Below are 20,609 nucleotides of genomic sequence, written 5' to 3'. Positions count from 1 at the left end.
GCAGAGCGCGCGCAAGGCTGACGGAGTGGTCGCAGCGATCGAGGCGAGAGGGCGTCGACGCGAGCGGATCAGGCGGAGGTTTCGAGGTTCGCCACCCGCGCGTCCGGTCCCATCCGGCGATCACCGATCGCGGGTTCGGGCAGGCCCAGCTCGGCGATGGTCTTGCGATAAAGCGCGACCCAATCGTCGGTATCGCCGCCCCGCACGCCGCCGGCGAACGCGCCCAGATAGAGTTCAGGCTTGTCGACGATTTCGGGCGTTTCGCCGGCTTCCAGCTTGGTCACCGCTTCGATCAGGCGGCGTCGCACCGTGGCGATCATCAGGTCGGCGGGGCTGAGGGTTTCAAAGGTCCGGTCAACGATGGCGCCCATGCTCTCGGTAATCGCCTTGTCCTGCACCTGGACGCCTTCGATCCCGGTGAAGCTTTCATGGCGCTGCACGTCGCGGTCCATGAAGAAGTCGTTCTCCAGGGCCGGCGAGATGTTCCAGCGCCCGTACCAGTCGGTCGTGTTTGGCGTCAGGAAATCGCGCGAGCGTTTGCGCACGCCGGGCAACTGGGCCAGTTTCTTGGCGAAGAACTGCGGCTGACCGGAGGGGTCGAAGCCGCCGGGCAGCATGAACTGGATGTTCATGCTGTGCTCGTCGTCGATGGGCAGCCAAAAGCGCACCACCGGATGTTCGCGGTGCATCTCGTCCTGACCCGGCATGGTCCAGGTCGGGAAGAGCTGCTGGGAGTAGTGCCAGTAGTTGGGCGCATTGCCGTGGGGCCGCACATGGCCCTCCATGACGCCCCAGCCGGTGTCGACCACATTATCGCGCACGCGCGCATCGGTGGTGATCCACTCGCCGACGAAGTCGCCTTTCACCTGTTCGACGCTGTGCTTGCCATGGTGCAGGAAGCTCAGGTGCGAAGGATCGATGTCGCCTTCCAGCGCCTGCAGCCAGTTGCAGTCGCGCGCGGTCATGTCGATGATGAGGTCGTGGGGCTCGTCGTTGACGATGCCGATCTGAGGCAGCGGCGGCGGGGTTTCGCGCGGGCCCATATAGAGCCAGATCATGCCGTTGCGTTCGCGGGCCTTGTAGGCCTTGGCCTTAACGCGCTTGGAGAAGTCCTGGCTCGGCAAGACGTTGGGCATTTCGATGCAATTGCCGTCAACGTCGAACTTCCAGCCGTGGTAGCTGCAGCGCAGTCCGCCCTCTTCGTTCAGGCCGAAGAACAAGGACGCGCACCGGTGCGGACAACGGTGGTCCAGCACGCCGACCGCTCCGCTGCTGTCGCGGAAGGCGATGAGTTTTTCGCCCAACACCATGAGCCGGAGCGGCGCGCCGTCGGCTTCGACTTCGCTGGCCTTGGCGACCGGCAGCCAGAACTGCCGCATGAAATCGCCCATCGGCGTTCCTGGGCCGACCTTGGTTAGTACATCTACGCCGTAGGCCACGGGACTCCCCTTTCCGTTCTTGCCGGTCACGACCGGCTCTATTTGTTTAGATATGTACTCGTATTTTTACAAGAGCGGTGGGCGCTGAAAGCGGCCGATCCGCCGCTAGCCGCGGACCTGCATTCGGGTCGGCAGGCTGTTGAGTTCCTCGGCCGCCCCATCGGTAATAAGAACGGTGCCGCCGATGTTGACGCGGCAGGACCCGCGGCAAACGTTGGGCTCGAAGGCCAGCGCCATGTTTGGCGCCAGCGTGATGTCGTTGAGCGCCGGCAAGGTGCGCGCGCCGGGCATGCGGTCGAAGAACGGCGAGCGTTCGATATTTATGCCAATGCGGCTGGCCACGACGATGGGGGTCACGCTGTGGACGAGCGGGGTCACGGTCCAATGCTCCGGATCGGCCAGCACGGGCTGCTCCATCTGCGTGGCCAAGGCCTGGAAAGCGACGCCGGCGCGGGCGTGTTCCAGCCCCCGTTCGTAAGAGGCCCGCGCGACGCTGGCCAGTTCGTGGACGACCACGGGCACGGGCTCGAGGGCGACAGACATCTGCATCTGCGTCTCCATCCCGCCATAGCAGGGGAAGATCTCAGCCTGCACGAGGTCGCCCTCGCGGATCACCCGAGATTCACCCCCGGCGTAATTCCAGAAGGGCGGAGCCCACCCGACATCGTCAGCGCCGACGCTGATGATCAGCTGGGGCGGCACCGAGATAGCGCCGCCGCGGTAGATGACGTCCATGATGGCGGCATAGACATCGCTTTCGCGCACGCCGGGCCGCACCGTCTCGAACATGGCCTCGCACGCCTCTTCGCCAAGCCGCGCGCCATAGCGCACCAGGGCGATTTCCTCATCGCTCTTGGCCAGCATCATCATGGAAAATTCCATTGAGATGTCGACGAACTCGGCCTTGGCGAGCCCCCCTAAAACCGCCTCCCACGTGCGATAGGGAATAACGCCGTGCATTTCGCCCGGCGCCTTGCTGTCCAGGCCCACCACGCCGATCCGTCCGGCGGCGAGGCCCCGTTCGGTCAGGATCGAGATCAGCAAAGGTCCCGTCGGGCCCACGCGCAAATCGTCGATCCAGAAGCGGGTGTCGCTCATGTTCGCCGCGAACCGTCGCGTCAGGCGATGGTGGGTCCAGGACACATAGACGGGTTCAGCGTCACGGAAGAACGCCACCACGCCTTCGATCGACTCGTTTGAAAGATAGCCCTCATATCGCTCGCGGCCGCGTTGGCCGAAAACCAGCACCGCGTCCAAGCCCTTTTCGTCCAACAGTCGACGGGTACGGTCGAAGCGCCGGTCGCGCTCGGCGAGCGAGAGCAAGGGACCGATGTTCCCCGACGTCGGTTTCGATGACATTTGTTACACTCCCGCCTGGTGGACGCGCCCGGCCGGCAGCGCCCCGCTTAGAAACTCGGCGATGTCGGCCACACAGCGCTGTGCGGCGGGCAGCATCCGCGAGTAGTTGAAGAAGAGATGCGTCGCCCCGAGGTAGGTCCGATGGACGACCGGGACGCAGGCGGCCCCGAGGCTTTCCGCCAGTTGGCTCGCCCCGCTCGCAAAGACGTCGATTTCGGCTGATGCGATGAACAGTGGCGTCAAGAGGCGCGGATCAGCCTGCAGAAGGTCTGCGCGCGGATCCTGGGCGTCGGGCCAGTCGGCCATATAGTCGCGCCAAGTCTCCACCGTGGCCTGGCGCGTGGGAAACCAGGGCCCATCGCCGAACATGCGCATTGATTCTGTGTCGCTGGCGCCGTTGACGACGGGCGAGATCAGGACGCCGGCGCGGAGAAAGTCGGCCCCGCCGCTCCCCGCCACGACGGCTGCCCCGGCGCTGACGCTAGCCCCGGCCGAATTGCCCCCCCAGGCGATCCGATCGCCGTCGAAGCCCAGTTCTTGGCCAAGTCCGACGAGCCGATGATAGGCGTCGGCGACTTGATCGACCGCCCTGGGGAACGGCGCCTGCGGAAGGTGGGGATAGTTCAGGGATAGAATGGCGCCGCCCCATAGCGCCGCGATCTCCCGCAATTGCCGCGCATTGCTCTCGACGCCGCCGAACCTGAACCCGCCGCCATGCAGGTAAACCCAGAGCGGTCGATCGGTCGCACCGTCGGGTCGATAGAGCCGGCCCTCCAGGGGTCCGGCGCCGGTTTCCACCACGATGTCGGCTTCGCTGACGTTTGCGGGCCCGCCTTCGTTCCACCAGGCGCCCGCGCGTTTCATATAGGCGCCGAGCGCAGCGATGTCCGCGGGCGGCGGTCCGAGCCGCTCGCCGATTTCGCGAACGCGCTGCATGACAGCGATCATCTCCGGGCTTGGCTGCGCCTGCGTCACACCGTCCTCCCCAATTTATTTTGTTGCGTCATAATAAGAGTTCTTATTTATCTCCAACGCAAGCGCAAAGCGCCGCGGGCCACGTCGATCCCGTGTTCGATCGGGAGCGGCGCGTCCGCGAACTGACGCCGCCAACGCCGCGCATCGGGCGGTTGGCGCTGTCCGGCTGGCGGGCTGGGAAACTCTCGGGTCGCGGACGACGCAGGCGCGATCAAGACGGTGGTGATGGAAATGAACGCCCAGACGACAACGATCCTCGCGGCCCGCGTGGCCAGCATCACGGCTGACGGAGAAAGGGTTCGCGTCTTCGAGCTGGAAGCCTTGGATGGACGCGCCCTGCCGCCCTACGACGCTGGCGCCCACATAGATGTGCATGTCGCAGGACTGGTGCGCCAGTATTCGCTGTGCGGGTCTGGCGGGCAGCCGGGTTACCAGATCGCCGTCCTGCAGACCCCGGACTCGCGAGGCGGGTCGATGGCGATGCATGCGCTGTCGGTGGGCGAGGTTCTTCAGATCTCGACGCCACGCAATCTGTTTCCGCTCCAGCCCGCCGAGCACACCATCCTGGTGGCTGGTGGCATTGGGGTCACGCCGATCCTGGCCATGGCCGAGAGCCTTTGGCGCGATCGACAGTCCTTCGAACTGCACTATTGCGCGCGCAGCCGCGAGGCCGCCGCGTTCCTGGACCGTCTATCCGCCGCGCCATGGGCCGCCAGTGTGCGCGCACACTTCGACGACGGGCCGGCCGGCCAGCGGTTCGACGCCAAGGAAGTCCTGGCCACGAACGCGCCGGACCGCCATCTCTACGTCTGTGGGCCGGCGGGTATGATCGAGGCGGTGCTCGCCACCGCGCGCGATCTGGAATGGCCCAGCCACGCCCTGCACTGGGAGGCCTTCGCGCCGCCCTCACCGCCAGCGCTCGAGGGCGGAGCGTTCGAGGTCGAGATCAAGAGCAGCGGCCAGGTCATTGTCGTGGGCGAGGAGGAAACCATCGTCGAGGCCTTGGAGCGACAAGGCGTGGCGATTGAGGTCTCGTGCGGACAGGGAATCTGCGGCGCGTGCCTGACGCGCGTGCTGTCCGGCGCCCCAGACCACCGTGATTTCATCCTCACCGAAGAGGAGCGTAGTCAGTTCATGACGCCGTGCTGTTCGCGCGCGCTCGGCGGCAGGCTCGTCCTTGACCTCTGAGCCAGCAGCCCTAGCCTGAGGGCATGGTTTCAGCCCGCGCCAACCGGCGCGGGCTTCAACGATCATCCATGTGGCCTCGCCGATCGGCCGAAGGCGAGACGGTCAGGCCGGCTTCATTCAGCGGGGTCGGCGACCTGCGCGCCCAAAGCGGGACGTTTACCGCGCAGATAAAAGACGCCTGCGCAGGTCGCCGCCATCGCCGCCAAAAGGGCCAATACCGTCATCGCGCCGCTAATGCCCGACAACATCGTCGCCAGGCCGGCGACGACAAGGGCGCAGACGAACTGACCTAGGGAATTGGCGCACTGCACCAGCCCCGTACCGAAGCCACGGAACTCGAAAGAGAACAGCTTAAGCGCCGCGGCGAGCACGGCGGGAAGCGCCAGGCCCGCGCCGATCTGGGTCACGAAGCAGGCCGCGATCGTCCAGGGCAAATTCGACGCCAAGGCGATGCCAAGGAAACCAGCCGCCATGACGGCATAGCCGAGGGTCAGGACGAGCGGGATTCCAAGCCGCGAAAGCGTCTTGAACAGCCCAGCGCCAACACCGATGCCGACCGCCATGGCGGCCATCGACAAGCCAATGATCTTGGGGTCGCCGACGCCGATGGCGGACATTACAAAAGCCATATCGACGGGAAGAACGCAGAAGAACATCGAGGTGACCAGCATCAGACCGCAGGCGGCGAAGGTTGGCTTCCAAGGAAACGCCTGCAGAGAGGCGGGCTTGTCTTCGCGAACGCGACGCTCGGAACGGCGCGGTTCCCGAACCACGAAGACGACCAAGGCCAAGAGCGGAAAGGCGAGCAAATAGACCAGAACCGCGTGGCGCCAACCCAACGCGCCCAGCCCGCCCGCGGCTACGGCGACCACGACCGCCGCACTGGCGGCGACCACCACCTGAGACGCCAGCATCTTTTCGCGCGCGGCGCCTTCGAACTCATCGCCGATCAGTGTGGTCGAGGAGATAGCAAGACCGGCCTCCGCGACGCCGACCAGGAAACGGCTCGCCAGGATCGCCCCCAGGCTCTTGAGGACGAACGGCGCAGCGCCGGCCAGGCCGAACAGCAAAAGAGAGCCCACCAAAAGACGTTTGCGACCGAAGCGGTCCGCCAAGATCCCGGCCGCCCCCGAGAACAGCGCGATGCAGACGGCGGGCAGGGTCAGAACCATGGGCACCAGCCAGTTGGCGCCGGGGTTGGTCGCGAATTCCTTGTGAATCTCCGCGAGGATCGGGCCGAACGCCGACGGTCCCATGCCCAGCATCGCCATAGGGGCCAGCAGGGTGGCGCTCTTGAGGAAGGTCGGTCGGGAGGATGGACCCGCCGTGACTGACGTGGAGATCTTCAAAGGTTTGCTCCCTGCGCAGAGCGAGAACAGGCCGCCCTGACCATTATGCGCCCCCCCAAGCCCCGCGGCGGATGCGCGTATAAGGACGAGGTCGGTTGCTGTTATAAAGATGTGTACTTATTATCGCATTTTACCGCGAAGGCTATGAGCAAACCGTCGCGCCGGGCCGGTTCCCGCCCTGGCTGTCAAGCCAACAAGCAATACGTTGGCGCGAGCCGCGCGCGACCGGCGCGAGGAGACGTTGGCGGCGCTAGAGCACAACGTCGGAAAGGTTGAAGCGCTCGACCGCGCTCTGTTCGCGCGCGAGGACGCGGTTGAAGGCCGGCCTCGCCCGGACACGCTCTGCGTGGCCCAGCAGTCGCGGGAAGCGCTCCAGCGGAAAGCCGCTTTTCTGCGCGGTGTTGTAGACCCAGTATAGATAGGTGTCGATGATCGACCAGGTCTCGCCGAACCACCACCCCTCCCCCACCCTGTCGGCGATGTTCGCGCATTCGACAAGCAGCTTGTTGACGCCGTCTTCGACCACACCTTCGGTCGGTCCCGTCGTCCACTTCATGGGCATGCGCACCTGCCTCACCGCAGGATGCAGCGTCGACGAACACCAGACCAAGTCACTCATGGCCTGGTGGGCGCTGACGGGGTCGGACGCGCTGGGAAGCAGCCCCGCCTCGGGACGCAAGGCGTGCAGCGTCCACAAGATCGCGGCGGTCTCGGTCATGAGTTCGCCGTCGAAGAGTACGGCGGGCACCCTGCCCTTGGGATTGATCGCCAAATAATCGGGCGACTTCTGCGCCCCGGCGCGGATGTTGACGCAGACGTCTTGGTACGTCAGGCCCGCCTCTTCGAGGGCGTTCATGGTCACCCGCGAACAGGCGGCCGGAAACTGATAGACGACAATATTCATGGTCCGATCCCGTGGGCGCCGTTGGCGCAGATCTAGGGTCCGGGCGCTTGGCGCGGCGGCGATAGCCACGCCAAGCGTCCAGACGGGTGAGCATGTTGGGTGGGTCCTGGGCCTGGCTGGCGGCGAGGTTCAGCTTGAGGCTTCGGCTGGACGGTAGCGTTCCAAGCGCTCGTCGGTCACCGGATTGAACAGTCGACCGACGCCTTCGACGCTGACCTCGACCGCGTCGCCGTCGTTGAGCCAGAGGGGCGGCTGGCGGCGGGCGCCGACGCCCCCAGGCGTCCCGGTGGCGATGACGTCGCCGGGTTGCAACAGGGCAAAGCGCGAACAGTAGGCGATGATTTCGGCAATGCCGAAGATCATCTCGCTGGCCCGAGCCTCCTGCACCTGGCGACCGTTCACCCTGGTGGTTAGACGCAAGTCCAAGCCGTCGACCTCGTCGCGGGTGACGATCCATGGCCCCATGGCGCCCGAGCGCCAGAAGTTCTTTCCGGCGGTGAGCGAGTGCTTCTGGTACTGGCGCACGCTTCCATCGAGAAAGCAGCTGTATCCGAACACATGGTCGAGCGCGTCGACGGCCTTGATGTGACGCCCGCCACGTCCGAGAACCACGGCGATCTCGCCCTCGAAATCGAATGTCGACGACGCCAACGGACGCACGACCGGCTGATTGTGCGCGACTAGGGAGTCGAAACTTCGGATGAACAGGACGGGGTAGTCGGGCGGCTCGACCGCGATCTCGCGAGTATGGTCGCGATAGTTCATGCCGACGCAGAGGATTTTCCGCAGCGGGTCGCAGGGCGCCGCCAGCCTCACCTGGCTCAATGCCAGGGTGCGACCGCAGGATCGAGCCATCTGTTCCAATTCGTCGGGCGTGCAGCGGTGTGGCGTGAAGCTCGCCGTCTCCGCCGGCTTGTGACGTTCGAAGCCGACGAGACGCACATCGTCGCCCTCGACGATCCCTGCGCCGGTCCCGCCTTCAAACTCAAACTTCACGATCTTCATCGTCGCCTCCTTGCGTCAGGCGCGGTCAGGCGGCTCGGCCCGAGCGTTCAGCTCTTCGTGTTGATGCGCGCGGCGTCGCCATGACCACAAGGGCTCGCTGGCCCTGCGCCCCGCACGACATCGATGATCGCAAGGGCGTCAGCGGCCGATGCGCCGCGCCAGGCGACGTGGCCATCGGGTCTGACCAGGACGAGAGGCCGCTCGTAAAGCCTGACCGCCTCGGCGTCCCGAATCCGCACGACCTCCAGGGGCAGCGATCGCGCTTGAGCCGCGCGTTCCAGGGGCTTGGGATCGGCGTCGTCACTGAAGACCAGCAACACAAATCCGCGGCCAAAAAGGTCCAAGGTCGAGAAACCGGACGCCAGCCACAGGTGCGGCGCCCGTCCCCCGGGGCGAGAAGATTGGCGATAGTTCACTGGATCGTCCTCGATCGGCGCGGCGTCGTCGGGAATGATCAAGGGCGAGTTCTGATAGCTGTAGCCAAGGTGGATGCCCATGGAGTCCCACTCGGCCGCCATCGTGGCGCGGAGCGAGCCGCCAATCGCTTTGCGGGCCGCGTCGCCCTCTATGCCGACCGCGAAAAGGGCCCGATCGCCAGGAACCGTGCGCATCCGACGAAAGTTCATGGTGCCACGGGCGGCGTTGCGCAGCGCTACCGGACGCCGTTCCTCGTGGTAGCTGGCCAGCAGGCCTGGGCCGGCCCAGCCCTTGATCGCGGCGGTCAGCTTCCAAGCCAAGTCCACCGCTTCACCGATCCCGGTGTTCATCCCATAGCCGCCGGTGGGCGAGAGTTGGTGTGCGGCGTCGCCTACCAGGAAGCAGCGGTCCGTCGAAAAGCGATCAACCACAAGCTCGCTTCGCCGCCAGGGTGCGATCGACAGTAAATCGTAGGCGATCGGCTCGCCGATCGCCTTGTCGACGATCTGCCGGGCGCGCGTCTCGTTCCACGCTTTGCGATCAAGGTCGCCCAGGACCTGGACGCGCCAGACGTCGCGGCCGCTCATGTTGATCATCGATCCCCACGCGCCGGTTTCGTCGACCAGAATGTAACGGTAGGCCGGGCGCGCGGCGACCCGCGCCGTCAACTCAGGACTGCGCAGAAAGATATTGGTGCTCTGCGCCAGCAAGGTGGCGCCTGGTGCGCCCACGCCGATCAGCTGCGCCACCGTACTGCCGGCGCCGTCGCAGCCTGCAACGAACTGGGCGCGTACGGCCATCGTCTCGGCGCTAGCCAGGTTGGTGATCTGCGCTGTCACCCCGTCAGCATCTTCCGACAGACTGTCCAGTCGATGCTCATAACGAATGTCGGCGATCGCCGACCGCTCCGCGATGGTCTGAAGCGCCGGGTCGAAGAAGTTCTGAGGACAGAGCTCGTGCTTCTGAGGGCTGAAGGGCGGCGGTGGGCGCGTGGCGTCCGAGGCGACCGGCTCGCGCGCGAGCTCGCGTCCGAGCAGGCCGGTCGTGAACACGATGTCGCGCGACAAGGTTCTGGGAAAGCCGGCGGCCTCGATGTCGGCCACCACGCCCCAGCGACGCGCATGTTCCATCGACCGGATACTGACCTGATCCATCCTCGGATGCTCGGCGCGAAGCGCCTTGGCGCCTTGATCGACGAGCAGGCTTGGTATGCCTCGCCAGCTCAGATCGATGCTGAGACAAAGTCCGACAGGTCCGCCCCCAATGATCAGGACCGGTGTGGTCTCAGCGTTCACAGGCCCGCGCTCCGTGGGCGCGCTTTCGCCGCCAAGCCGCGCCCTCGCCGCTCGGCCATGTAAGTCTCCGGATCCAATTCCCGTCCCGAAGGATTGGCCTTGAATTGGGCCGACGCCATGAACGCGATCATCTCCTCTAGACTGTCGAAGTTCTGAGCGGTGATCTCGACATTGTTGTTGTCCGGATCACGGTAGTAGAAGCTCGTCATCGGACCATGATCGGCGCTTCGGTGCGGCAGCATGCCGTTGTTCTTCATCGCCTCGTACTTTTCGCAGAGGCCGTCGAGACTCCCGGTCATCAACTGCATGTGGTGTAGGCCCGGCGATGTCTGCAACACAGCCGCCTGGACACCGGGCTCCTCGAAGAGGCCGATGGTCTGGGTGTTAGGAAACTCTTCCGATAGCCGGAAAAAGCACATTCTCAGGTCCGAGGCCCGCGTCTGACCGCCATAGTCGCCCGGCCGGACGTCCGCCGCGGGTGCGTGCTCGAAGAAGGGGTCGACGCCCAGGACCGAAGCATACCAGGCCTTCATCTCGTCCAGTCGGGCGGTTTTGAGAATGATCTCGCTGATCTTCAGGGGCGAGCAGGCTTGCCGCGGCGGCTTGTCCGAGCTGTTCATTTTCGGCCTCACGAAGCGCCCCACAATAATAAGAGTACATATCATACACGCGAACTCCAGCGAAAGTTCGCTGCCGCGCGCCACCCAGCCAGCCGATAGATGCGTTCAGACGCCCCGACCCGGCCGCCGCACACCGTGTCGAGCGGCATCCCAACCCTTAGCGGTCAAGGCGGCGCGATCCGGGAGCCAGGCCCGGCCGCGCGCCTGTGGCGGTGGCCAAAAAAAGGGGCTCTTCGTAAGAAGAGCCCCTGGAGGTAAGCGGCGGATCGTGACGCCGCTTAGGGATCAATAGTTCAGGCTGACGGTGAGCCCGTAGGTGCGCGGCGGCGCCAGGAGCGCGACGTCCGAGTTGAACAGCGACTGGGTGAGATATTGGGTCGTACGCGCGCCGTCCTCGAGGTTGCGCACCCATCCACTGACTTGGCGCTTGCCGGTCGGATCGACCCAAGTTAACGATACGTCCGTCCGAACGTAGCTTTTCTGAATCGATCCAGGCGCGTCATAGTAGTATGTGCGCTGACGCGTATAGTATTGGCTGTGCGCTTCGGGAGTCAGAGCGCCAAGATCGCCCAGGTCGAACTTGTGCTTTATCCCCGCCGTGACCGTCCACTTGGGCGAATAGGGCAGCCTGTTGCCGGAGTAGCTCACCCCGTCATTGGTGAACTCTTTGAACTTGCCGTCCAGATAGCTGACGCTGCCGTCCAGGATCGTCCCGTCGGGCAGATAAAGGCCCGTTTCAAATTCGGCCCCGCTGATGCTGACTTTTTTCGCCGGCCGCGTGACGCTGAGTTGCAGCGGAACCGTCGTGCCGGGCGCGGCGGGGTTGTTGACGTAGATGGTGCCGAAGAACTGATACTGGTAGTTGGAATAGTCGTAGTGGAAGGCGGTCAGGTTCAGTTTCAGCCGGCGGTTCCAGAAGCTGTTCTTGATCCCACCTTCATAGGCCGTGACCGACTCGGCCGGGAACGTGCTGACCAGGGCGCCGGGATTGAAGCCGCCGGCCTTCGAGCCGGTGCTCACCGATCCAAACAGCAGGGAGTGGTCGCTCAGATCGGCGTCGACGCCGATCTTCCAGGTGACCTTTTTGAAGGTCAGGTCGCCGTCCCCGTCCACCGGCACCGAGCTGCCGTCGCTCTGCACGACGTTGGTCGAGCCGCGGCTCGATTGCTTGTCGCGCGTATAGCGCAACCCGCCGGTCAAGCGCACCGCCTCGGTGATCGGGTAGGTCACCTGCGTGAAGGCGGCGGCCGACTTGGTCCTGAGGTTTTTGCGTTCCCGCGAGAAAACCCTGATGCCCGTATCCGTGGCGGCGCCGAACATCGGCAGGTTCGTCACGGAGTCTCGGAAGTCATGCACCTTGTCGTCCAGCAGGAAGCCGCCCACCAGCCACCGCAGTTTCGAGTCGTCGTTGGACGCCAGGCGAAGCTCGTGGGACTGGACCTCGTTGGTGTCGTTGAGGACCTTGATTCCAACGTGCACATAGTCACCGCCGGTCAAGGCGAGCCGATCAGGGGTGGATCCTAGGCCCAGGCTGCGCTGGGTGACGTGGCGATAGCCGGGAATATAGGTCAGAGCGCCGATCGGCAGATCGACGTTCAACTCGGCGCGCAGGCCATAGTTCTCGACATTGTTGAAGTTTTGGTCGGTCTCGCTGTCGCGCCGCCCGCCCGCCTTCGGCTGCCAGGGCGTGTTGGCGCAGTAGTTGGGAATGATGACGCCGGCCGGCGACGCCAGGGCGGGGCCGGAGGCCGCCGAGCCCGGGGGGCAGAGCGAGAAGCTGGCGCCATCGTTCTTCTGTTTGGTGTAGTCGCCGCCGATGAAAAGGCGGGCGGCGCCCTTCTTGTAGAGCACGCCCAGCCGCGCGGCCGTGGTGCCCTGATCGTTGAAGCCATCGTCGGTGTAGCCGTCGTGGGCCACACGCTCGACGCTGGCGCGCATGGCGAGGTTTTCGTTGAGCGGCACGTTGACCATCGCCGCCAGATTGATGCTCTGATAGTTGCCGTAGCTGCCTTGGGCAGAGGCGTCAAAGCCGCTCGGATCGGGCTTCCTGGTGATGATGTTGACAGCGCCGCCCGTGGAGTTCCGGCCATACAGCGTGCCTTGCGGGCCCCGCAGAACTTCGATCCGGTCGACATCGTAAAGGCCGCCCGGTTGCGAGATGGCGTGGGTGATCGGCACGCCGTCGACATTGTAAGAAATCGGCGCCTCGCCGACGATCTGGATGTTCGTGGTCGTGATGCCCCGGATCGAGACGTTCATCGAGTTGTTCTGGTTGGTCTGGAATTGGGTGGCCGGAACCAGACCCTGCAGGTCGGCGACGTTGGAGCCCCCGGTCGTCGCCAGGTTCTTGCCGGTGATGGCGCTGACCGCGATCGGCGCGTTCTGCAGCGTCTCCGACCGACGCTGCGCCGTGACGATGATTTCCGGGACCACCACGTCGGACGACGCAGAAGCGTCGTTCGGGGTCGTCTTGTCCTGCGCCCACGCCGGACTTTGCAGCATCACACCCAGCAATGCGCCGTAGGCAAGCTTGTTAACGTTCATAATCCCTCCTCCCCGATGTTCTGAACCTCGGCATTTGCCGGGCTCCGCGGCTTTTGCCGCTTTCGTTTTCTCTGTGGGACACGGCCCACCAAGATATGTATGCATATTTTAAATTCGAGTTCAACGCACCCCATGCGGCTCATGGCAAATCTTCGGACCGCTGGTCGTTAGAGCGACGCCCTCTCCTGCCCCTCGGGCTTCGTCAGCACCGTGGCAGCCTCGCCGATGGGGCCAGCCGTCGGCAGGCCGCGGAGGCGCCGCGCCAACGCCTAGGAACGCCGCAGCCCCCCATAGCGCTTGACAAGCTCGCAGGCGCAGTTGGTCAACTGAACCTGCCCTCTGCGAGCGATCACGCGGAATGATGCTGGCGAAGATCATCCGTGAACCTGTCGCAGCAAACATTGGCGCCATATCAAAGGGCCGCGGCCCGTATCTCGACCGTGTAAATCCTGTTCATTCCCAATGGAGACGGGCATGTTGAAGGTTTGTATTCTTGGCGCGACGGGCAAGAGCGGGCGTTGCTTGGTCAGGCAGGGGCTGGACAAGGGCCACGTCGTGACCGCGCTGGTTCGGGACTCCGGGCGGTTCGACGAGCCCGAGAACGAGCGGCTCAGGGTCAGACCTGTGGATTTCGGCCGCCAGGGCGAGCTGAGCCAAGCCATGGCGGGCCACGATGTCGTTATCAACGCCGCAGGCTATATCGACACAGCCGATTTCAATCCGCTCGTGCAGCGCATTATCAGCGCGGCCGAGGAGGCGCTCGGCGCTGGTGGCCGATTTTGGATGTTTGCTGGCGCGGCGCTCTTGGATGTTCCGGGAACGACGCGGATGACCCTAACGCTGCCAGGCGTCCCGAAAATCTACACGCGCCATCGAACCAACTACCAGGCCATCACCCGCACGAAGCTCGATTGGTCCGTTCTCTGCCCAGGCCCCATGATCGAAGCGCCCGACGGTCGGGCCACTGAGGATCTGGTTTTGTCGCGCGAGGTATGGCCGACACCTAGGCCAAGCATCACCCGGATGCTGCCCAGCTTGGCTCTGTCTGTCGCCTTCCGGCTGGCGGTCCCGCGCCAGACGATCTTCTACGAAGACGCCGCTTCGGTGATCTTGGATCACCTTCAGACCAACGGGCCGCTTTCGCGGTCGCGGGTCGGGGTGGCTCTTCCCGCCGGCGAACGCCGCCACAAGAGCACGCCGTCGCGAGCCGATCGCGCATGACCACGCACGTCGCTCCCGCCGCCTAGGCTCGTCGCTGCTGCGGGCGCGACGCCATGCCGCAGCCGCATAAACCGGTTGGCAAACCGCTGGACCGCAAAGCTCTGTCTCTAGTGAGGAGACGTTCATGCAAGCGGCCATCGCCAACACCGACACGCCGGCCAGTGGGCTCGGCGACGGAGAGGATGAGGGCGCGTTTCGAGCCCATGTTGGTCGTGTGCCTTTTCCGCTGGTCGTGCTGGACCTGCAACACCGTCCGGTTCAATTCAGCCGCGGCTGGCTGGATGAGGGCCAGTCGTTGCCGCTGGCGCCAACGCCGATCACCGACCACTTCATAGGCCCGGCGCTGGCTGAAGCCCTGACACGTTGCGCCGAGGGCAAGTCGGCGACCTGTCAGGTCGAGGGCCGGGACGAACGCTGGTGGGCGGCGACCCTGTCGCCCTGGCCGAGCATGTCGACGCCGCGCCGTCTGGTCCTCAACATGCGCGAGATCACCGAGACGGTCCGCGCCACCTTCGCGGCCTTACAAGCCCAGCAGCGGCTTTCGATGGCGCTCAAGCTCGACCGCTCCTTGGTGATGGAGACCAGCCTGAGCTCGGGCGAGGTGTGCCTGCAGTCGATGTGCAACGACCTGGAGCGGTTTTTCCTGGGCCGCGGCGTCGAGACCACCGCCCATCGCGACCATCAATTAGGGTTGAAGACCGCCTTCGACGCCTGCGCGCATCAAGGCGCGCCCTTCCACCTGACCTACCGCCTCAACCGCGACGATGCGGTCGAGACTTGGATCGACGCCATCGGCGAACGGTTTGAAAGCTCATCAGGAACGCCCGATCGGGTCATCATCGTCTTCAAGGACGTCACCGACCGCCACCACCAGCAGCAGCGTGTCGAGGCTCTGGCCTATCGCGACGGGCTTACGGGCCTGGCCAATCGCGCCGCCTTCCAGGCCGCGTTCAGCGAGGCGACCGCCGCGGCCCAGGATCGGGCCGAAGGGTTGGGCGTGGTGATGATTGACATGGACTACTTCAAGCAGGTCAACGACACGTTCGGCCACGACGCCGGCGACGCCTTGCTGAAGTCCTTGGCGGGCCAACTGCGCCGAGCCTTTCGCCAGAGCGACACCGTCGCCCGCCTCGGCGGCGACGAGTTCGCCGTGTTGATGCGCGACGTCAGCGATCCGCAAGTCCTGCTGCGCCCAATCGCCGCCTTGGAGGCGCTCTTGCGAAACCCGGTGCAATACAATGGCCAGGACTTCGTGATCAGCACCAGTATCGGCGCGGCGTTTCATCGTCCGGGCGAGACGGACGGGGCGCTGGTTCTGAAGAACGCGGACCTGGCGATGTACGAGGCCAAGGCGGCCGGTCGCGGACGCAGCGTGCTGTTTCAAAACACGATGCGCACCCGCGTCGAGGAAAGATTGCAGGTGCTGCGAGACGTCCGCAGAGGCTTGGCGGACCGCGAATTCTCCCTGCTCTATCAGCCCATCATCGAGCTCGACACCGGCACGGTGGCGACCCTTGAGGCCTTGGTGCGGTGGAACCATCCGGACTTGGGCGTCTTGGTCCCGGCCGCGTTCGCCACCGCGTTCGACGACCCGGAGGTCGCGCCGCTGCTCAGCGAGTTCGCATTCGAGAGCGTTCTTGAACAACTGCGGACATGGATGGACGCGGGTCTGGATCCGCCGCCCGTGGCCATCAATGTCTCCGCCACGCAGCTGCGCGATGGCCGGTTGATCCAAGAGCTTCGCGGCCGGCTGGCGCGTTGGGAGGTCCCGGGCGACAAGCTGTCGATCGAAGTCAACGAGACCATGAGCAGCGGTCGCGCCGACCTCACCGTCAGCGAGGCCGTGCGCGGGCTTGCCGCTTGCGGCGTCAAGGTGACGCTCGACAATTTCGGCGCCGGGCAAGGGTCGCTGGGCAACCCGCGCGACTATCCCGTCGATCGGCTGAAGATCTCCAAGGCGTTCGTGTCCGACTTCGATCCGGTGATCATCGGCTCCATCCTACGGCTCGGTCAGGCGCTCGGCCTACAGGTCGTCGCCGACGGCGTCGAGGGGGGCGAGGCCCTCGCCGCCGTCCGCGATCTGGGTTGCTCCCATGCCCAGGGGTTTCACTTCGCCAAGCCGATGTCGGCGCAGCAGGCGACGAGCTACCTGGGCGCAGCCGCCTCGGACTTCGACGAGGCGGTCTTGTGACCGCCTAGCCGCGAGGCCTGGCGGCGCAACCAGATTTCCGCGTCGTCTACGAAGGTGAAGACGACGGGCACGACCAGCAGGCTGAGCGCCGTGGAGGTCAGCAGCCCGCCCAACACGACGACGGCCATGGGCTGTCGAAAACTCGGGTCCGCGCCGAGACCCAGGGCGTTGGGAAGCATCCCCGCCCCCATGGCGATGGTGGTCATGAGGATCGGGCGCGCGCGCTTATGGCAAGCGTCTAACACCGCTTCCAGACGCGTCATTCCGTTCGTGCGGCGGGCCATGATGGCGTATTCGACCAGCAGAATGGAATTCTTCGTCACGATGCCCATCAGCATCAGCAGCCCGATCAGGACGGGCAGGGAGAAGCTCATGCGCGACACCAGCAGCGCCAGCAGCGCTCCGCCGAGCGACAACGGCAGGGCCGACAGAATGGTCGCCGGCTGGAGAAAGTCGTTGAAGAGAAGCACCAGCACCGCATAGATGCAGAAGATCCCCACGCCGATCGCCAGCCCGAAGCTGCTCATCAGTTCCGAGGTCCGTTGAACCTCGCCTTGCTCGACCAGCTTAATCCCGGCCGGCGGGGCGCTGAGCGTAGGCAGGCGTTTGGCCTCGCGCATGACTTCCCCGGACACGCGCCCATTGAGCTCGACGGTCAGGGTGACCTGGCGAGCCCGGTCGAGGCGGTCGATCTGCGAGGGTCCGCTGCCGATGGACAGGCGGCCCAGCGAGGCGAGCGCGACTTGCCCGTTGCCGCCGGCCACGCGCAACTGGCCGATGGAGTCCAGGTCGGTGCGCAAGGCTGGATCCATCCTCACCCGGACGTCCACTTGACGGTCGGACAGATTGAGCTTGGGCAGCGAGGCGGCGTAGTCGCCGAACGTGGCCACGCGCATGGCCTGGCCAAGGTCGGCGCTGGTCACGCCCAAGGCCGCGGCGCGCGCGTAGTCCGGCGTCAGCTGGATCTCCGGCCGCTGCAGGGCGGCGCTGGAGGTCACGTTGCCAATGCCTGAAATGCGGTTGCGAATTTCCTGTTCGACCTTGTTGGCAGTCTGGTTGAGCAGATCGCTGTCGTCGCCGGTCAGGACGATCTGCAGCGCCTCGCCGTTGCCCGATCCGCCGACAGACACCCGGACCCCGGGCAGCGACCTCAAGGCCTCGCGGATCTTCGCTTCGACGCCCGATTGTTTGAGCCGGCGCTCTCCGCGCGGCGCGAGATCGACAATCAAGGTGGACGCGGTCAGATCGGCGCTGGAGCTGGCTTCCATGCCGCCGCTCGTGGCGGTGCCGGCTTCGGTGAAGACCTTGCGGACTTCCGGCAGCGCCCTGATGCGACGCTCCGCGTCGAGGGAAGCGGCCGTGGTTTGCGCCAGGGTGCTCCCCGGCGGCAAGGTCAAAGACACCGTGACCTGGGCGTCGTCCTGCGCCGGAAGAAAAGCGCTGGACAGAAAAGGGATCATGGCCAGGGAGGCTGCGAAAAAAAGCCCCGCGGCGACCGCCGTTGTCTTACGGCGACGCAAGGTGGTGCGAACCCAGCCCAGGTAGCGGGTCATAAGCGCGCCGTCTCGCTCCTCGCCGTGCGTCGCGCGCAAGAGGTATGCGGCCATCATGGGCGTCAGCAATCGGGCCACCAGCAAGGACATCACCACGGCCACGGCGGCTGTGACGCCAAACTGCCGAAAGATCTTGCCGGGGATGCCGGCCATGAAGGCGGTGGGAAGAAACACCGCGACAATCGTCAGGGTCGTGGCGACGACGGCCAGGCCGATCTCGTCGGCCGCCTCCATCGCCGCCTGGTAGGGAGGCTTGCCCATCCTCAGATGGCGCTCGATGTTCTCGACCTCGACGATGGCGTCGTCGACAAGAATGCCGATCACCAGGGCGATGGACAGCAGGGTAACGAGGTTCAGCGTAAATCCGCAAAGATAGATCACGCCAAAGGTGGGGATGATCGACAGGGGAAGCGCGGTGGCCGAGATCAGCGTCGCGCGCCAGTCGCGCAAGAACAGCCAGACCACGATAACGGCCAGGATCGCGCCTTCCAGCAGCAAGTGCATGGAGCCGTCATAGTTTTCGATGATCGGCGTGATCGTGTTGCTCTGCTCGCTGATCACCACCTCGGGATGCGCCGCGGCGAAGGCCTTGATCTTCTCGCGCACCCGTTTAGCCACGGCCACGTCGCCAAAACCCAAGGAGCGCGTGACGTTGAACGCGATGACCTCGTGACCATCACGGAAGGCGCGCGAACTGCGCTCGGCGTGCGAGTCGCTGATCCTGGCGATCTGGTCGAGGCGAACCATCTGACCGGCGGCGGCCGGGACGGCGACGGCCGCGAGATCCTGCGGCGTGTGCACAGCGCCAAGGGTCCGCAAGGACTGACGCTGGTCACCGATGTCGCCTTGGCCGCCCGAGCTATCGCTCTGCATGTCCTTGAGCTTGCTGCTGACGGTCAGGGGACTGACGCCGAGGCCGGCCATCAGGGCTGGATCCAGGTCCACGTGCGCCTCGCGCGTCACCCCGCCAATGCGCGACACGGTCGCTACGCCCTTCACCGACTGGAGCGCCTTGGCCACGTCGTTGTCGACAAACCAGGATAGCGCCTCCTCGTCTAGGCTGGGCGAGGTGATCGCGTAGGTCAGCATGGCCGATGCGTTCGCGGTGACCTTCGAGACCGTGGGGGTCTGCAGCGCCGACGGCAGGTCGTTCTTGGCGCCGTCGACGGCGTTACGAACCTCCTGGACGGCCTCGTTGGAATCCTTGTCGATCGTGAAGCTTACGGCGATATTCACCGCGCCCTCGGTGATGGTCGTGGTGATGTGATCGAGCTTGCGCAGCGAGGTCAGCTTGTCCTCGATCTTGCGCGCCACCTCGGTTTCCAGCTGCTCGGGCGCAGCGCCCTCCAGCGTGGCGGCGATATTGACGGTCGGTTGGTCCATGTCCGGGAAGTGCTGGATGTCGAGACGCTGGAATCCGTAGACGCCAAAGGCGGTCAACAGCACGAACAGAAGAATGGCCGGCACCGGATATTTGATCGACAGGGCGGAGATGTTCATCGCACGGCTCCCGTGACCAGAACGCTCGCGCCGTCGGAGAGGAAGGCCGCGCCGCTCTTGACCACGCTCACCTCGCCGCCCAGCCCGGAGACCTCAATGCGTCCGCCTTGACGCGCGCCGGTCGTCACGGCGCGTCGATGCGCACGCTTGTCCGCGCCGACCACGAACACGTAGGCGCGCCCGTCACGCAGCACCACGGCGGTGTCGGGCAGGGTCATGACCTGGGAGGCCCCGACATCGATCACCCCGCTGCCGTACATGCCCGCGCGGGCCGGCGAACCGGGCGGCAGGCTGACATAGGCGACGCCGCGACTCGTGCTGGTGTTCAGGGTCGGAGAGACCAAGCGCACCGCGCCGGTGACGGCTTCGCCGCCGGGGAGACGGACCTCGGCCCGCTGGCCGGCCCTGACCCTGGACAGTTGCTGGGCGCCCAGCTCCGCCTGCCACTCAACGCGCCCCTGGCGCACCAGTCGGAACAACTCCTCTCCCGAATTGACCACCTTGCCCAGCAACGCCGAACGCGACGAGACCACCCCGTCGTCCACCGCTGTCACTTGGGTCTGAGCCAGCTGGATTTCAGTGCTGCGCAGCTGCGCACGCTGCTGGGCCAGAGCGGCCTGGGCGGTGCGCTGGGTCACGGCGTATTTCTGGATCTGTTGGGCCGACAAGGCGCCGCTGGAGGCGACCTGGCTGGCCCGGTCGACATCACTGTCGGCCTGAGCAAGATTGGCCTCCGCCTCGGCCACCGCCGCCCGCAGGCGGGCGCGATCGGCCAGGAGGGTGTCGGGGGACAGGTTCGCCATAACCTGGCCCCGCCGCACCCGAGCGCCGACATCGGCGCGCAGATTGTCGATGCGCAGCGGCCCCGTTTGGGCGCTGATGATCGCCTCCTGCCAAGCCAGCAGTCCGCCGCTGGCGCGGATTTGCTGCGGCCATGTCAGGGTTTCAGGCTTGACCAATTCTACGGTCAGGCTTGCGGGCGGCGGCCCGCCGGTCTTCGGTGAGCAGGCGTTTAACGCGGCCAGGCTCAGCAGGACGGCGCCCATGCG

The 20,609-nt window shown here is 65.4% G+C and carries 14 protein-coding genes; 3 read left to right on the top strand and 11 right to left on the bottom strand.

Annotated features, from left to right (window positions below; all coding sequences use genetic code 11):
- Positions 1–68 precede the first annotated feature (68 nt).
- The 3 genes from AC2YHT_RS13385 to AC2YHT_RS13375 all read right to left on the bottom strand — a co-directional run bounded on the left by AC2YHT_RS13385 (position 69) and on the right by AC2YHT_RS13375 (position 3,773).
- Positions 69–1,469 carry a Rieske 2Fe-2S domain-containing protein gene (locus AC2YHT_RS13385; RefSeq protein ID WP_487290286.1) on the bottom strand — a complete coding sequence of 467 codons (1,401 nt, stop codon included), beginning with the start codon at positions 1,467–1,469 and terminating at the stop codon, positions 69–71.
- Positions 1,470–1,544: 75 nt separating this feature from the next.
- Positions 1,545–2,798, bottom strand: a complete 1,254-nt coding sequence (locus tag AC2YHT_RS13380; RefSeq protein WP_487290285.1) for a M24 family metallopeptidase — start codon at positions 2,796–2,798, stop codon at positions 1,545–1,547.
- Between the two features lie 3 nt (positions 2,799–2,801).
- Positions 2,802–3,773: an alpha/beta hydrolase fold domain-containing protein gene (locus tag AC2YHT_RS13375; RefSeq protein ID WP_487290284.1), complete on the bottom strand. Its 972-nt coding sequence runs from the start codon at positions 3,771–3,773 to the stop codon at positions 2,802–2,804.
- Positions 3,774–3,998: 225 nt separating this feature from the next.
- Between AC2YHT_RS13375 and AC2YHT_RS13370 the strand changes: the two genes are divergently transcribed.
- Positions 3,999–4,961, top strand: a complete 963-nt coding sequence (locus AC2YHT_RS13370; RefSeq protein ID WP_487290283.1) for a PDR/VanB family oxidoreductase — start codon at positions 3,999–4,001, stop codon at positions 4,959–4,961.
- A gap of 113 nt (positions 4,962–5,074) precedes the next feature.
- Here AC2YHT_RS13370 and AC2YHT_RS13365 read toward each other — a convergent pair whose 3' ends face one another.
- The 6 genes from AC2YHT_RS13365 to AC2YHT_RS13340 all read right to left on the bottom strand — a co-directional run bounded on the left by AC2YHT_RS13365 (position 5,075) and on the right by AC2YHT_RS13340 (position 13,095).
- Positions 5,075–6,310, bottom strand: coding sequence for an MFS transporter (locus tag AC2YHT_RS13365; RefSeq protein WP_487290282.1), 1,236 nt, complete (start codon positions 6,308–6,310; stop codon positions 5,075–5,077).
- Between the two features lie 250 nt (positions 6,311–6,560).
- Positions 6,561–7,214 (bottom strand): glutathione S-transferase family protein, encoded by a 654-nt coding sequence (locus AC2YHT_RS13360; RefSeq protein WP_487290281.1) that lies wholly within the window; start codon positions 7,212–7,214, stop codon positions 6,561–6,563.
- 129 nt (positions 7,215–7,343) lie between these two features.
- Complete coding sequence (locus tag AC2YHT_RS13355) at positions 7,344–8,219, bottom strand: fumarylacetoacetate hydrolase family protein (protein ID WP_487290280.1); 876 nt, start codon at positions 8,217–8,219, stop codon at positions 7,344–7,346.
- Positions 8,220–8,266: 47 nt separating this feature from the next.
- Positions 8,267–9,931, bottom strand: coding sequence for an FAD-dependent monooxygenase (locus AC2YHT_RS13350; RefSeq protein WP_487290279.1), 1,665 nt, complete (start codon positions 9,929–9,931; stop codon positions 8,267–8,269).
- Positions 9,928–10,551, bottom strand: a complete 624-nt coding sequence (locus AC2YHT_RS13345) for a VOC family protein (protein WP_487290278.1) — start codon at positions 10,549–10,551, stop codon at positions 9,928–9,930. Before AC2YHT_RS13345 ends, AC2YHT_RS13350 begins: the two co-directional genes overlap by 4 nt.
- A gap of 285 nt (positions 10,552–10,836) precedes the next feature.
- Positions 10,837–13,095, bottom strand: a complete 2,259-nt coding sequence (locus tag AC2YHT_RS13340; protein ID WP_487290277.1) for a TonB-dependent receptor — start codon at positions 13,093–13,095, stop codon at positions 10,837–10,839.
- 474 nt (positions 13,096–13,569) lie between these two features.
- Between AC2YHT_RS13340 and AC2YHT_RS13335 the strand changes: the two genes are divergently transcribed.
- Positions 13,570–14,316 (top strand): NAD(P)-dependent oxidoreductase, encoded by a 747-nt coding sequence (locus tag AC2YHT_RS13335; protein ID WP_487290276.1) that lies wholly within the window; start codon positions 13,570–13,572, stop codon positions 14,314–14,316.
- A gap of 124 nt (positions 14,317–14,440) precedes the next feature.
- Positions 14,441–16,507 (top strand): putative bifunctional diguanylate cyclase/phosphodiesterase, encoded by a 2,067-nt coding sequence (locus tag AC2YHT_RS13330; RefSeq protein WP_487290275.1) that lies wholly within the window; start codon positions 14,441–14,443, stop codon positions 16,505–16,507.
- On the opposite strand, the gene AC2YHT_RS13325 is transcribed toward AC2YHT_RS13330, so the two are convergent.
- Together AC2YHT_RS13325 and AC2YHT_RS13320 are read right to left on the bottom strand one after the other, a co-directional pair.
- On the bottom strand, positions 16,462–19,560 hold the full coding sequence (locus AC2YHT_RS13325) for an efflux RND transporter permease subunit (protein WP_487290274.1): 3,099 nt from the start codon (positions 19,558–19,560) through the stop codon (positions 16,462–16,464). The two genes, AC2YHT_RS13330 and AC2YHT_RS13325, sit on opposite strands and share 46 nt — an antisense overlap.
- Positions 19,557–20,606: an efflux RND transporter periplasmic adaptor subunit gene (locus AC2YHT_RS13320; RefSeq protein WP_487290273.1), complete on the bottom strand. Its 1,050-nt coding sequence runs from the start codon at positions 20,604–20,606 to the stop codon at positions 19,557–19,559. Before AC2YHT_RS13320 ends, AC2YHT_RS13325 begins: the two co-directional genes overlap by 4 nt.
- Positions 20,607–20,609: the final 3 nt, after the last annotated feature.

This window comes from Caulobacter sp. SRI_008 (assembly GCF_057586355.1).
The sequence above is the reverse complement of the archived record's forward strand: the minus strand, read 5'-3'. Positions and strand labels throughout refer to the sequence as shown.

Excerpts from the sequence above, each read along its gene's own strand:
- AC2YHT_RS13335 (WP_487290276.1), top strand. The coding sequence starts at position 13,570 with ATGTTGAAGGTTTGTATTCTTGGCGCGACGGGCAAGAGCGGGCGTTGC.
- AC2YHT_RS13320 (WP_487290273.1), bottom strand. The coding sequence starts at position 20,606 with ATGGGCGCCGTCCTGCTGAGCCTGGCCGCGTTAAACGCCTGCTCACCG.
- AC2YHT_RS13355 (WP_487290280.1), bottom strand. The coding sequence starts at position 8,219 with ATGAAGATCGTGAAGTTTGAGTTTGAAGGCGGGACCGGCGCAGGGATC.
- AC2YHT_RS13370 (WP_487290283.1), top strand. The coding sequence starts at position 3,999 with ATGGAAATGAACGCCCAGACGACAACGATCCTCGCGGCCCGCGTGGCC.
- AC2YHT_RS13325 (WP_487290274.1), bottom strand. The coding sequence starts at position 19,560 with ATGAACATCTCCGCCCTGTCGATCAAATATCCGGTGCCGGCCATTCTT.
- AC2YHT_RS13380 (WP_487290285.1), bottom strand. The coding sequence starts at position 2,798 with ATGTCATCGAAACCGACGTCGGGGAACATCGGTCCCTTGCTCTCGCTC.
- AC2YHT_RS13345 (WP_487290278.1), bottom strand. The coding sequence starts at position 10,551 with ATGAACAGCTCGGACAAGCCGCCGCGGCAAGCCTGCTCGCCCCTGAAG.
- AC2YHT_RS13340 (WP_487290277.1), bottom strand. The coding sequence starts at position 13,095 with ATGAACGTTAACAAGCTTGCCTACGGCGCATTGCTGGGTGTGATGCTG.
- AC2YHT_RS13330 (WP_487290275.1), top strand. The coding sequence starts at position 14,441 with ATGCAAGCGGCCATCGCCAACACCGACACGCCGGCCAGTGGGCTCGGC.
- AC2YHT_RS13360 (WP_487290281.1), bottom strand. The coding sequence starts at position 7,214 with ATGAATATTGTCGTCTATCAGTTTCCGGCCGCCTGTTCGCGGGTGACC.